Below are 13,640 nucleotides of genomic sequence, written 5' to 3' on the forward strand. Positions count from 1 at the left end.
TCGGAACTTTTTTCTAAAACCGATATTTTTAGCTTATTTTGATGGAATTATGAGTATTTTCCATTATGTTAGTTAGCAGATAGCTTGTATAAAAACATGATATCATTAAATTAATACCTAATTTTGAGCAATCGTTTACACAGAAATAATCAAGTTAAACTATGAGCATAAAATATTCAGTAAGGCACGCCATCCATCATGAAGACAGTAAAAATTATGATACGGAAAAACTGCGTAGCTCCTACTTAATTGAAACCCTTTTTGAGCCTGACACCATTAATGCGGTATATACACTATATGACCGACTCATTGTGGGAGGCATACACCCTAAAAGCAAAGCACTAAAATTAGAAGCTTTCGACACCTTAAAAGCTGAAAACTTTCTTGATAGACGAGAAATAGGCATTATTAACGTAGCTAGCCCCACCAAGGTAACTGTAGACGGTACCGATTATGAGGTAGGCACCAAAGAAGCCTTGTACATAGGTATGGGAGCTAAAGATGTGACCTTTCACCCAGCTACAACAGGAGAAGCCAGGTTATACTTTAACTCTGCTCCAGCGCATGCCAGCTACCCTACCAGAAAGGTTTCTTTAGATGAAGCTGAAACCGTAGAGCTAGGCAGTCTGGAAGAGTCTAACCATAGAGTAATTAGGAAGGTATTAGTGAACTCTGTAGTAAAAACCTGCCAATTGCAAATGGGCGTAACTGAGTTAAAGGCTGGTAGCGTATGGAACACTATGCCTGCACACACACACGATAGGCGCATGGAAGCTTACTTTTACTTCGAGCTGCCTGAAGATTCAGCCGTTTGTCATTTCATGGGGCCTGCTAACGAAACCCGTCATATTTGGATGAAAAACCATCAGGCAGTAATTTCGCCACCATGGTCTATACACAGCGGAGCAGGCACCTCTAACTACACCTTTATTTGGGGTATGGCAGGAGAGAATCTAGACTATGGCGATATGGATAAAGTAGCACCTACTGACCTGAAATAAGCATGAAACTATTTGACCTAACCGATAAAATTGCACTGATCACAGGAGGTACGCATGGGCTGGGCATGGCTATGGCCAAAGCCCTGGGAGATGCTGGTGCTACCCTGGTGATCAATGGCCATACACCTTCAAAAATGAAAACTGCCATAGAAAGCTATGAGTCTGAAGGGTATAAGGTACATGAATTTCTTTTTGATGTCACCAACGAACAAGAGGTGATTGAAAATATAAAGAAAATAGAAACTGACATAGGCCCCATAGACATTTTGGTGAACAATGCCGGGATGATACAGAGGGTACCTGCACTGGATATGGAAGTGGAAGATTTCCGCAAAGTGCTTGATGTAGATATTACAGGTCCGTTTATTATGGCTAAGCAAGTAGCCAAGTACATGGTCGAAAGAAAAAAAGGGAAAATCATTAATATTTGCTCTATGATGAGCGAGCTGGGTAGAAATACTGTATCAGCTTATGCTGCTGCCAAGGGAGGTCTTAAAATGCTTACCCGCAACCTGGCTACAGAATGGGCTAAATACAATATTCAGGTTAATGGCATTGGCCCTGGCTATTTTGCCACCGATCAAACCGCTCCTATCCGTGTTGATGGTCATCCTTTTAACGATTTTATAGTAAACAGAACACCTGCTGGCAGGTGGGGTGATCCGGAAGATCTGGGAGGCACTACAATTTTTCTAGCTAGTAAAGCAAGTGATTTTGTAAATGGACAGATCATTTATGTAGATGGTGGTATATTAGCCACCATTGGAAAACCCATGAACGAGTCCTAATAAATTAAAACCCACGGGTATAACCACAAAATGGCTGGAAAATCAAAAACCACTATTCACGATATAGCTTTAAAGCTCAACATTACCGCTTCTACGGTTTCCAGGGCACTGAATAACAACCCTCGTATAAGCAAAGCTACCAGAAAAGCTGTGCTTAAGGTCGCTAAAGATCTTAACTACCAGCCGAATAACATAGCTGCAGCCTTGCGTAATGGGAAGAGCCATATTATCGGAGTAGTGGTACCCACGGCTAACAGAGCTTTTTTCTCATCTGTAGTGAGGGGAATAGAAGAAATAGCCAATAAGTTGAATTACAAAGTAATCATTTGCCAGTCATACGAAAATTATGACAAGGAGGTACAAACTATAGATGCTCTCCTCAGTGCCCGTGTAGATGGTATCATCGCCTCTATCAGTAAAAACACACTCGATTTTGAACATTTTAAAAAAGCGCAAGACAGAGGCACTCCCGTAGTACTTTTTGACCGTACTACTGATGAAATAGAAACCGGCCAGGTAATGATAGATGACTACCTTGGAGCTTATAAGGTAACAGAACACCTCATAGAACAGGGCTGCAAGCGTATCGCTCATTTCACTAACCCCATTAAAATCAATATTTATAAAGACAGACTCCGCGGCTACCTGGACGCTCTTAGAGACAATAACCTTGAAATTATTGACGAGCTCATAGTAGAAAGTAATATGCAGCTGGAAGATGGGCGTGAAAGTATGGAAAAGTTGCTTAAATTAGATGAGTGGCCAGATGCCGTTTTCTCAGCTAGTGACTATGGAGCCATGGGTGCCATGCAGGTTTTAAAAGAAAAACACATAAAAATACCTGAGCAAGTAGCCTTAGCAGGATTTAGTAATGAGCCCTTTACCTCATTTACTGACCCTACACTAACTACCGTAGATCAGCTCAGCATAACTATGGGAAAAGTATGTGCAGAGCTGTTCTTTAAACAGATAAAAGCAGGTAATAAAAAAGAACTGCCTCAAAAAACGGTACTTAAACCGGAATTAATCATTAGACAATCATCTTTAAAAAAATAAGGCCTATGAACCATTTATATACACACGTTTTTAAAGACAATCGATTGCGCCAACTCCTATAAAAATATAACCATGAAACCTCTCAATAAACAAACTGCTGGTGTATCTACACTACCTCCTGTTAAAGTACTACAGTTCGGAGAAGGCAACTTCTTACGCGCTTTTGTAGATTGGGTAATAGACATATTGAACGAAAAAGCCGATTTCAACGGTAGTGTCCATATTGTACAGCCCATAGCACAAGGTATGGTAAATATGCTCAATGAGCAAGATTGCCTATATCATGTGCTCTTACAAGGCATTAAAAACGGCAATACAATAGATGATAAAAGGCTGATTACCAGCATATACTCTGCTTCCAACCCTTATGATGACTATAAAGCATATCTGGCGTTAGGCGAAAATCCTGAATTAGAGTTTATGATCTCTAATACCACGGAGGCTGGCATTAAGTTTTCTGAAGTAGACGAATCATCTATAACTCTACCAGACACATTTCCGGGTAAACTCACCGCACTGCTTTATCATAGATACAAATTCTTTAAAGGAGCTGCAGACAAAGGCCTTACTCTTATTCCTTGTGAGCTGATAGAGCACAATGGCACTACGCTCAAGAAAACTATAATGCAGTATATCCAACATTGGCACTTGCCTGATGATTTTGCCCTTTGGATAGAAAACCACAACCGCTTCTGCAATACATTGGTAGACAGAATAGTACCTGGTTTCCCTCGTGAAAACATAAAAGAAATACAAACTGAGCTGGATTTTGAAGATAATCTGGTAGTAAAAGCAGAACCTTTTTTACTGTGGGTAATAGAAGCTCCTGATGGAGTTAAAGAAGCTTTTCCTACCTATAAAACAGATCTGGATGTGCTCTTTGTGAAAGATATAACTCCTTACAGAACGCGAAAAGTAAGGATACTGAACGGAGCCCACACCTCACTGGTACCGGTAGCTTACCTCCATGGAATACGAACAGTAAGAGAAGCTGTAGAAAATGATTATACGGGTTCTTTTATCAAAAAAACTATATTCGAAGAGATAGTGCCTACACTAGATCTACCTGCAGAAGAACTAGAAAAATTTGCTCATGCAGTACTGGAAAGGTTCAAAAACCCATTTATCAGACATGAACTTATTTCTATTGCACTAAATTCTGTCTCTAAATATAAAGTAAGAGTATTACCATCTTTGTTAGAATACCAACAGAGAAAAGGCAGCCTGCCTCAAAATCTAGTACATGCGCTAGCCGCTCTAATCGTGTTTTACCAAGGCGAATGGAACGAAGAGACTATTGCCCTGAATGATGGCAATGAGGTGATAGCCTTCTTCAAAGAGGTATGGAGTGGCCAGCAAGAAGAAATAGCTTCAAAAGTATTATCTAACACTGCCTTCTGGGATCAGGACCTTACTAAAGTAGCAGGCTTAAGTGCCGCTGTTCAAAAAGAAATCAGCAGCATTTTATTATCAGAAAAAGAAAAATCGTATTAAAAAAACATCTATAGCACCATGTCCTTTTTAACAGAGAACTTCCTTCTCGAAACCAAAACAGCACAGCAGTTATACCATGATCATGCTGCTAAAATGCCTATTATCGACTATCACTGCCACCTCCCTCCTAATGAGATTGCCGGTGACAAAAATTTCGAAAACCTTACTCAAATATGGCTCAATGGCGATCACTATAAGTGGCGTGCCATGCGCACCAACGGAATAGATGAAAAATTCTGTACCGGAGATGCCAGTGACTATGAAAAATTTGAGAAATGGGCGGCTACAGTGCCCTATACCATGAGAAATCCTCTATATCACTGGACTCACATGGAGCTAAAAAAACCATTTGGCATCGATAAAATTCTTAAACCACAAACTGCTCGTGAAATCTATGATGCCTGCACTGAAATGCTACAAACGCCTGAGTTTAGCGTAAGAGGCATCCTCAAAAAGATGAACGTAAAAGTAGTGTGCACTACTGACGACCCCATAGATAGCCTTGAACATCATCAAAAGCTTAAAGAAGAAGGTTATGACATTAAGATATTACCTACTTTTAGAGCTGATAAGGTTCTGGCCATAGAAAACCCCTCTGTGTTTTTGCCCTATCTAGACAAACTGAGTGAAGTATCAGGCATAGCTATACATAACTATTTAACCCTAGTAGATGCGCTACAAAAGCGTCATGACTATTTTCATAGCATGGGTTGTAGGCTTTCTGACCACGGTTTGGAAACGGTATATGCTGATGATTTTTCTCCCGAAGAGATAAGCAAAATATTTACAAAAGCGCAGAACAAGCAGGCTTTAACCCCTGAAGAAGTAAGTAAATTCAGATCTGCTATATTATATGATATGGCCATAATGGATCATGCCAAAGGGTGGACACAACAGTTTCACTTAGGAGCATTAAGAAATAACAACACCCGCATGATGCGCGAGCTGGGGCCTGATACCGGCTTTGATTCAATAGGAGATTTTGACATCGCACAATCGCTTTCCCTCTTTATGGATAAGCTGGATAATACCAACCAACTGACTAAAACCATCCTTTATAACCTTAATCCAAGCCAAAATGAGCTATATGCGACTATGATTGGCAACTTTAACGATGGCTCCATCGCAGGAAAAATACAGTACGGCTCTGCCTGGTGGTTTTTAGATCAAAAAGACGGCATGATCAGGCAAATGAATGCACTGTCTAACATGGGACTACTCAGCCGATTTGTAGGTATGCTTACTGATTCCAGAAGCTTCCTTTCTTATCCAAGACACGAATATTTCAGAAGAATATTATGTAATCTCATTGGTAACGATGTGGAGAATGGTGAACTTCCTGCAAGTGAAATGGCATGGCTGGGTGAAATGGTAGAGAACATCTGTTATAACAATGCTAAAAACTATTTTGAATTTTAAAATATGAGCAAAGTAGTCACGTTTGGCGAAGTAATGCTTCGCCTTTCTACACCCAATCACTCTCGTTTTGTACAATCAACCCAGTTTAATGCCACCTACGGAGGTGGTGAGGCCAATGTAGCTGTATCTTTGGCTCAGCTGGGCATTCGATCAGCGCATGTAACGCGCTTCCCGGATAATGAACTGGGCAAGGCTGCTACCCATCAGCTGAGAGGCTATGGCGTAGACACTGATGCCATTGTATTTGGAGGCCACCGTATGGGCCTATATTTTCTTGAAACAGGTAGCAGTGTAAGGCCTAGCAAAATTATTTATGACCGTGCTGGCTCTTCCTTTTCTGATATTACACCTGATATGCTCAATTGGGATGAAATATTAGAGGGTGCTGACTGGTTTCATTGGACGGGCATAACGCCAGCTATATCACGAGGAGCTGCGGATTGTTGTAAAAAAGCTATTGAAGTAGCTAATAAAAAAGGAATTACGGTTTCTGGAGATATTAACTACCGAAAAAACCTATGGCAATATGGAAAAAAGGCCTCTGAGATAATGCCCGACCTTATTGCTGGGTGCGATATGCTAGTAGCCAGCACCCATGATGCGGAAGACATATTGGGTATTAAAGTTCAAAATTCTCCTAACAAAGAAATGGAGGTATTCCAACAGATAATAACCCGATTCCCAAAAGTAAAAAAGATAGTAACTACCAAAAGAGGATCTATCAGTGCCTCTCATAATACCCTCACAGGTCATTTATATAATGGATCTGAAATGATGAAAACAGAGGTATTTGAAGTAAACCCCATAGTAGATAGAATTGGCGGTGGCGATGCTTTCATTGCGGGAGTTATTTATGGCCAGCTAGTGTATAAAAATGATCAAAAATCCATTGATTTTGGTGTAGCTGCCTCTATACTTAAGCATACTATAGAGTGCGATGCCAATCTGGCCACAGTGGATGAAGTAGAAAACCTTATGAGCGGAAACACTTCCGGCAAAATAATCAGATAAACCATGGCACGATTTAGCAGAATAGAAGTAGCATTAAAAATGAAAGAAACTGGCATGGTGCCTGTATTTTACCATGCCGACCTTGAGACCTGCAAGCAGGTAATAAAAGCCTGTTATGAAGGAGGCGTAAGAGTATTTGAGTTTACCAATAGGGGTGACTTTGCTCATGAAACATTCTCCACTCTGGCCAAGTTTGTAGCCAAAGAAACACCAGAAATGATGTTTGGCGTAGGTTCTGTCGTAGATGGCCCCACGGCAGCTCTATACATTCAATCAGGTGCTGACTTTATTGTAGCCCCAATAATCAATGAAGAGACTGCCAAGGTCTGTAATCGTAGAAAAATACTTTGGTCTCCTGGCTGTGGTTCTTTAACCGAAATATCTAAAGCTGAAGAACTCGGAGCAGAAGTAGTTAAGATTTTCCCTGCCACACAAGTAGGAGGACCTGATTTTGTGAAGGCCGTAAAAGGCCCCTGCCCCTGGAGCAGCATTATGCCCACAGGAGGTGTAGAGCCTACGGAAGAAAACCTTAGTGCGTGGTTCAAAGCTGGAGTTCACTGTGTAGGCATGGGCTCACAGCTCATCACCAAATACATTATAAAAAATAATGATTATAAAACCCTAACTAAAGAAGTAATAAAAGCTATGGCTATTATTAAGCAACTTCAAGAGGGGTAACCTTACATCAGAAGTCAAGCTGAGGCCTTTGATAGCTTCAAGATCCTCAGCTTGACACCTGAAACATCATCTTATTTAAAACCATTTATCTATCTCAGCCAGAACTTATCACCTCTTAAAAGACCATATTCACCATTTATCACTTCCATACGCTACCGAAAACCTTTGAATTTACACTTCACACAAAAGCATTAGGTACAGCAAGCTCGTTTAAACAAAGTATCCTAGCTTCGCACCCTCAATAGAGATACTTTTCAACATGCTCAGGTTTTTATTCATCATTACTACCGTATGTATTTCGGCTATTTTTAGCAGTGTGCATGCGCAAAATAAAAAGCAACTGAAAGGGCCAAAAGCAAAAAACGCAAAGCCCTGGAGGCGTACTAATGCAGTAGTTACCATAAAGCAAGAGAAGCCACAGGGGCCAGAAGCTAAAAATGCAGATGTTTGGAAAAAGGAAGAGCAGGAAAGTACTTATATAACCAGTAGTAGTAGAAATAGGTTAAAAGGCCCTAAGGCTAAAAATCATAAAATCTGGAGCAAAGAAGCTACTGATAATTAATCAATAGAGAGTTTATTTCATAGTATATAGTTTATAAGCCATTTCTAATTTTTGAAATGGCTTTTTTTTGAAGCATAAATATGTATGCAGCCCGAAATTAGCTTTGGGACTTGTTTGATATAAGCCAAAAGCCTTATTATTAGCAATTAAAAATAGAATATCCGCTAGGTTCTTATATAAGTTCCTTGTAGCAATTAATTTTATATAGGTTCTGGCACTGGCCTTTTTCTATATGTCAATTAAAAGACCGTCTGAAATCCAGGGGTGTAACTTCTGTTTTGGTTTTAAAAAGTTTACTAAATGACTGTGGGTGCTCAAAGCCTAATTCATAAGCAATTTCACTAACGGACAAGTTGGTTGTTGATAATTTTTCTTTTGCTTTTTCAATAAGTTTATTGTGAATGTGCTGTTGGGTAGTTTGGCCTGTCAATGTTTTGAGCAAACTTCCCAAATAGTTGGGCGACACATTTAATGAACTGGCAATATGTTGAGCGGCAGGTAATCCTTTTTCGATTAGATTGTCGTTACTGAAATACTCGTCCAATAGGTCTTCTAATTTTTCCAAAATATGATGGCTGCTTTTCTTTCTAGTAATAAATTGTCGTTGATAAAAACGCTCACAATAATTAAGCAAAAGTTCTATTTGAGCACTGATGATGTTTTGACTGAATGTGTCAATGTTAGAATGATACTCCCTTTGTATGTTCAAGAAGATTTCTGTAATAACAGTTTCTTCCTTCTCTGAAAGAAAAAGGGCTTCGTTAACAGCATAACCAAAAAAATCATACTGTTTAATGTTTTTAGATAAAGATGTTTTCCAAATAAAATCAGGGTGAATAAGCAAAAGAAAACCTGTTGGTTGAACGTTTGGCTTTTCAACAGTTAGGTGAACTAACTGACCAGATGCCACAAAAGATAATAATCCTTCATCAAAATCGTATTGTTGCTGACCGTAACGAAATTTACCTTGTATGTTACGCTTTAATCCTATGGTATAGAAATTCTGAACCCAACTAATTTCCTTTTCATCGGTCTGATATTCTACCAAACCATAATCTACTAAACTAACCAAAGGATGTTCCGGTTTTGGCAAACCACTCATCTGATGAAACTGACTAATCGTATCGAACGTATAAATCTTTTGATTTTTCATTGCCGCTGATTTAATTTCATTAAATGGGCTTTGTATGAGTAGGATTAAAAAGTTCATCTAAAGTTATTCTTTTACCCAATACACCCCAATCTTCTGTTTCAAATTCTTTAATTAAAATGTATATGGGCATTCTATTTTGTGTGTTTTTTTGAATAACGTGAGTAAACGACTCAATCAATTTTCCCTTGCGATCAAAATCCAACCCGCCTTTAAAAACACTGATTTCAACAGTAATCCCATTAGCATTTTGAGGACGTCCGCCTTTAAAGACATTTTCGGCTTCATATTCGTGAATGTAAGTCCAGGCAGTACTTCTTACAAAATCAGTGTCAGGTAGTCCTTCAATTTTTAATGCAATGGTAGTTAATTCTTCTACCATTACATTTTTTATTGAACTACTGAATATCTGACTAGGACAATTTATATAAATAAGAGGCATTGTTTAAAAATCAGTTGATTTACTTAATGTTTCATTTTCGCTCAGCGCAGTTTTTAAAGTGGCAACCTTTCCTTCTGCTAGTTCAAATGAGTCGCTACCCATAAAAAAATGGAGAGGTGGATTATTTGTTGCTGCCAATTGTATGATTGCCTTAGCTGCTTTATCTGGATCTCCAGGTTGTGTTCCTTTAATTTGGTTGATGTGCGCAGCTTCAAGTTCCCGGGCTTCTTTATATTCAGCAATTGGATTATCTGCAAGACACAGAGAACTGCCTTCCAAAAAGTTAGTTCTAAAATAGCCTGGATAAACAATCGTTGCTTTAATCCCTAAGGATGCAGCTTCTGCTGAAAATGCTTCAGTTAAACCTGCGATGGCAAATTTTGTAGCATTATAAATACCCCAACCTGGAAATGTACCTAAAAACCCAACAATAGACGATATATTGATTACATAACCTGACTTTTGCTGGCGCAAATGCTGCAATGAGCTACGCATTACATTCAGCGCTCCAAATACGTTGATATCGAAATTTCTTCTGGCTTCTTTATCAGTCAATTCTTCGATTGTGCCTAATTGCCCATACCCCGCATTGTTAACCACAACATCGATACGCCCAAAAGCTTCTATAGTCTTGCTGATTGCATTTTTAACACTTTTTTCGTCTGTTAAACTAACTTCCAGCGGCAGGAAATTATCTGTATCTCCAACTTCATTTTCTAAATTTTCAATACTTCTGGTAGTTGCGGCTACTTTATAACCTTCACTTAAAAGTTTTTTTACTAAGGAGAGTCCCATTCCTTTGGATGCTCCTGTTACAAACCATATATTTTTTGTGTCCATCTTTATTGATTTTGTATTATTAAAAATTTACACTGCAAAGATGGTCGGAATGTTAAGAGCTCAAGTAGTCAAATCAATGGTTGTTGTAGCCGAAACAACGATATAGAATTAAAGAATTTTTGATTTATTTAATAGCTCTTCATAAGTTTCCAACAATATACTTCCACTATAATTAGTCTTACAGAGGAGCGATTAAATATATTAATGATCATGTATCCTCAATCCTGTTAGATACTTAGCTAAATCGCTTATTGTCGATTGGAGAATAAAGTGCCTGAAGTTCCTTAATTAACTCATCCCAAGTTGGTGATATAAGGGATTTCTTTTTGATTACTAAGTCATTTAGATATTTTGTGGTATCTATAGCGAGTTCGTTAGATTCAATTCTAATTGCAGTGATAACCTCCTTACTTAGAAGTTTGTTGCTATATAAGTTCCTAATTCCATCGGGTTCGACTTTATAAGTCTCTACTTTTTTTTGCCATGCTAGGAGTAAGCCGAATATAGCCATAAAGGAAATAAAAAGAATGTTCCATATTTTAATTGGGTAATACAAAACTGGAAGAACATATATCCCTACTGAAAAAACTACCAACATCCAATTATTCGATTTTATCTTGAAAATAAATCCTTCAGTTGGGGCGTAAATCCATTTGTAAATGTTAAAAAATTCAGCGATTAGCATTATAAAAGCCCCAAATAAAAGAAAATGCTCAAAAGAAAAGTTATATATATCTTCCACCAGAATTCAATACAAACAATCATTAGATATACACAAAATAAAATCATATTAATACAACTTTATCGCAATTGTATTACGACCACCATCTTTTAGCTACTTGCAATGCCTCATAACCAGAGCAAGTAATCTATTTACAATTGTTCGCTAAGGGCGTTGGAAATGCCCTACGACAGCAATTATAATTGCTGTCGAGCTTAATAAAATTCTCAGAGTCCACCATCAATTGCGTAGTTTATCGGTTTCTCTAATATAAATAGCTTTTAAAATGCCTGAAGATCTTAAAATCGGCTCTATTTCCTCCTTCACTAAGTCTATAACTGATTCCTTATCCGTAGATTTACTCAAATAGAAATGATATCTGTGTGGCTCAGATTTTAATTGGAACGAAACATAATTTAAGGTGCCATAACTAGTACTAGTTATATTATCTCCCCCAACAGATACCTCCCCGTTAAAATCATAAATTCTGATTATTACGTCTTGCATATCTTGCCAATAATATTTGCTGATGTTGCCGGGTCGAGAAACAATCAAGGAAGCTTTATCGAATTCTACAAACTCGTCATCTCTAACATTCTTGATAGAACTATTCTTGTTTCTGGTGATAATTTGAACCAGTAACATTAAAATTAATGCCAAAAACCCTGATAAAATCAAAATTCCATTTTGAGTTATTACACCTAAAATACCTGGAATAAAAATAATGATGGCAAAGTAGCATCCTAATTTAGACCCTTCCTTTGATATTACGATTAAATTTGTTTTGAATGTGGATATCAAAAGAATTATTTATTTAATGCTGCCTAGAACACATGAAGAGTTTCCATATCTTAATTAAAGACTACTAATCTAGTGAAACTGCACAATCCTCACAACCTCACATATCTACCTGCTCCGCTCTTTAGGTACTGTAGAGCCTGGAGCTAATAAGTCCTTTTACCGTTATTCTTCTACTCTTACTGAAAGACACCTAAGAGTATATTAATGATCTAAGAGAGCCTCTTGTATGGTCAATCTTTTGGATACGGTCATACTGGCCGCCTACAAAATACTAATACACTTTCTACTTTTATCCGGCTGTGATATTATAGAGAATCTTGTATGTCCCTTATTTAGTTCTTACTTCAATTTCCATAGCTCTTTTATAGAATTCAGCAAATTGTGCTTTATTATACTTAACCCTCATTGCCGCCAGAACATCTGCTAAACCTAAACCTCCCCAGTCCCAAAGCATGGTGTCAAAATTGTATTTGTACATTTGGTCTCTAACCTCATTTCTTATAGAATCAATTTCATCTTTTAAAATTCCATTCTTACTTAATAAATCATTAAGTCTTTTATCAGTTTGTTCAGTGTATTCAGTATCCAGATAAGGCTCAAGTAGCCAATCCCAGTTTCTTGTAGCTTCAAAAGGAGGAATTTTGTTTCTTTCTCTAAAATTCTTTAAGTCCTCAAAGTATTCACGCGAAATGAATATAACCTCATCCTTAACTTTGATTAGTGGAGGATATGAATCCGTACAGATCGAATTAATTTCATTAGCACTAATCTCTTTCTCGGGATAAACTGATGATGGTTCAAATGGATAGTTCGATATTTTAATGGTGGATTCAAAAATTTCTGAATCACCGATTCCACACAGCATATTTTTCAATTCATACTCGGTGGATCCGAACAAAGCTCCGGTCTTTGGATTTTCTTTACTTTTTAATAAGCTCTTAAAAAAATTCATTAAGTCTTAATAAGGTACAACATCCGCACAAGCGCCCAAAACATCCCATATTCTTGACAAAAGTTAATCTAACAGATTTCCGATTAATTTCATAACCCTCCACCACAGATTTCAGGAAGCTGTAAACATCTTTTACTGATAACCAATTACGAACCCTGAAATACACACTTAATCGTTTTATGAATAACTGTTGCACGTATTAAATCATTAGTTTTGCAGGGTATGAAGCTGTTAAACATCATATGGGCCATTCATTTCATGGTAGTTTCGCTCACCCCGCACAATGATTTGTGTGAGCTTAGGGAGCTACCCAATCTCATTGCGCACTACCAACAGCATCAGAAAGATTCACAGGAATCATTTTTAGAATATTTTGCAGAAGATTATCTAAGTTTTAAAACTTCTGACAATGAGCATCATTCTGAAAGCGACAGCTTGCCTTTTCATGGCCATATGAATCACTCGCACTGCTGTAATTTCACCATCACAGATAGGCCTATCATAGCCATAAACTGCAAAGCAGAAAGTAAGCTCTGCACGCCTATTTATCAGTTTTCAGCTTCTACCTCGGACCTCAATAATATTTTCCAGCCTCCAAAAGCTTAAAATCACCTTTTCTTCATCCTTTATTTCTAAGGACTTATTTTATTTAATTAGTACAAAAAACATGTTTAACCCCTCTGCGTGTGGGTAGCCATGCTATTGTACTGATGCCATTACTTTGA

The 13,640-nt window shown here is 37.9% G+C and carries 15 protein-coding genes; 9 read left to right on the plus strand and 6 right to left on the minus strand.

Annotated elements, in window-relative coordinates; all coding sequences use genetic code 11:
• The first annotated feature begins 161 nt into the window (after positions 1-161).
• The 8 genes from kduI (at position 162) to JL102_RS08290 (ending at position 8,009) form a co-directional block, all read left to right on the plus strand.
• Entirely contained in the window at positions 162-1,001 is an 840-nt protein-coding gene (kduI, locus tag JL102_RS08255; protein ID WP_202243913.1) for a 5-dehydro-4-deoxy-D-glucuronate isomerase, read from the plus strand.
• A gap of 2 nt (positions 1,002-1,003) precedes the next feature.
• The gene (locus JL102_RS08260; RefSeq protein WP_202243914.1) at positions 1,004-1,789 is read left to right on the plus strand and encodes a gluconate 5-dehydrogenase; all 786 of its coding nucleotides are present in this window, start codon (positions 1,004-1,006) and stop codon (positions 1,787-1,789) included.
• Between the two features lie 30 nt (positions 1,790-1,819).
• Positions 1,820-2,845 carry a LacI family DNA-binding transcriptional regulator gene (locus JL102_RS08265; protein WP_202243915.1) on the plus strand — a complete coding sequence of 342 codons (1,026 nt, stop codon included), beginning with the start codon at positions 1,820-1,822 and terminating at the stop codon, positions 2,843-2,845.
• Between the two features lie 72 nt (positions 2,846-2,917).
• Complete coding sequence (locus JL102_RS08270) at positions 2,918-4,339, plus strand: tagaturonate reductase (protein ID WP_202243916.1); 1,422 nt, start codon at positions 2,918-2,920, stop codon at positions 4,337-4,339.
• Between the two features lie 18 nt (positions 4,340-4,357).
• Positions 4,358-5,758, plus strand: coding sequence for a glucuronate isomerase (gene uxaC, locus JL102_RS08275; protein ID WP_202243917.1), 1,401 nt, complete (start codon positions 4,358-4,360; stop codon positions 5,756-5,758).
• Between the two features lie 3 nt (positions 5,759-5,761).
• Positions 5,762-6,769 (plus strand): sugar kinase, encoded by a 1,008-nt coding sequence (locus tag JL102_RS08280; protein WP_202243918.1) that lies wholly within the window; start codon positions 5,762-5,764, stop codon positions 6,767-6,769.
• 3 nt (positions 6,770-6,772) lie between these two features.
• A complete protein-coding gene (locus JL102_RS08285) occupies positions 6,773-7,447 on the plus strand; it encodes a bifunctional 4-hydroxy-2-oxoglutarate aldolase/2-dehydro-3-deoxy-phosphogluconate aldolase (RefSeq protein ID WP_202243919.1) in 675 nt (224 codons plus the stop codon).
• A gap of 259 nt (positions 7,448-7,706) precedes the next feature.
• Complete coding sequence (locus tag JL102_RS08290) at positions 7,707-8,009, plus strand: hypothetical protein (protein WP_202243920.1); 303 nt, start codon at positions 7,707-7,709, stop codon at positions 8,007-8,009.
• A gap of 235 nt (positions 8,010-8,244) precedes the next feature.
• On the opposite strand, the gene JL102_RS08295 is transcribed toward JL102_RS08290, so the two are convergent.
• The 6 genes from JL102_RS08295 to JL102_RS08320 form a co-directional block, all read right to left on the minus strand.
• Positions 8,245-9,162, minus strand: coding sequence for a helix-turn-helix domain-containing protein (locus JL102_RS08295; protein ID WP_202243921.1), 918 nt, complete (start codon positions 9,160-9,162; stop codon positions 8,245-8,247).
• Between the two features lie 19 nt (positions 9,163-9,181).
• A complete protein-coding gene (locus tag JL102_RS08300; RefSeq protein ID WP_202243922.1) occupies positions 9,182-9,541 on the minus strand; it encodes a tautomerase family protein in 360 nt (119 codons plus the stop codon).
• A gap of 63 nt (positions 9,542-9,604) precedes the next feature.
• Positions 9,605-10,441, minus strand: coding sequence for an SDR family oxidoreductase (locus tag JL102_RS08305; protein WP_202243923.1), 837 nt, complete (start codon positions 10,439-10,441; stop codon positions 9,605-9,607).
• A 235-nt stretch (positions 10,442-10,676) separates the two neighbouring features.
• Complete coding sequence (locus tag JL102_RS08310) at positions 10,677-11,183, minus strand: hypothetical protein (RefSeq protein WP_202243924.1); 507 nt, start codon at positions 11,181-11,183, stop codon at positions 10,677-10,679.
• Positions 11,184-11,402: 219 nt separating this feature from the next.
• The gene (locus tag JL102_RS08315) at positions 11,403-11,807 is read right to left on the minus strand and encodes a hypothetical protein (RefSeq protein WP_202243925.1); all 405 of its coding nucleotides are present in this window, start codon (positions 11,805-11,807) and stop codon (positions 11,403-11,405) included.
• A gap of 484 nt (positions 11,808-12,291) precedes the next feature.
• On the minus strand, positions 12,292-12,915 hold the full coding sequence (locus JL102_RS08320; RefSeq protein ID WP_202243926.1) for a hypothetical protein: 624 nt from the start codon (positions 12,913-12,915) through the stop codon (positions 12,292-12,294).
• Positions 12,916-13,137: 222 nt separating this feature from the next.
• Between JL102_RS08320 and JL102_RS08325 the strand changes: the two genes are divergently transcribed.
• Positions 13,138-13,521 (plus strand): hypothetical protein, encoded by a 384-nt coding sequence (locus tag JL102_RS08325; RefSeq protein WP_202243927.1) that lies wholly within the window; start codon positions 13,138-13,140, stop codon positions 13,519-13,521.
• Positions 13,522-13,640 lie beyond the last annotated feature (119 nt).

The organism is Fulvivirga sediminis (genome assembly GCF_016757215.1).
In the GTDB taxonomy this organism is placed as follows: Bacteria; Bacteroidota; Bacteroidia; order Cytophagales; family Cyclobacteriaceae; genus Fulvivirga; species Fulvivirga sediminis.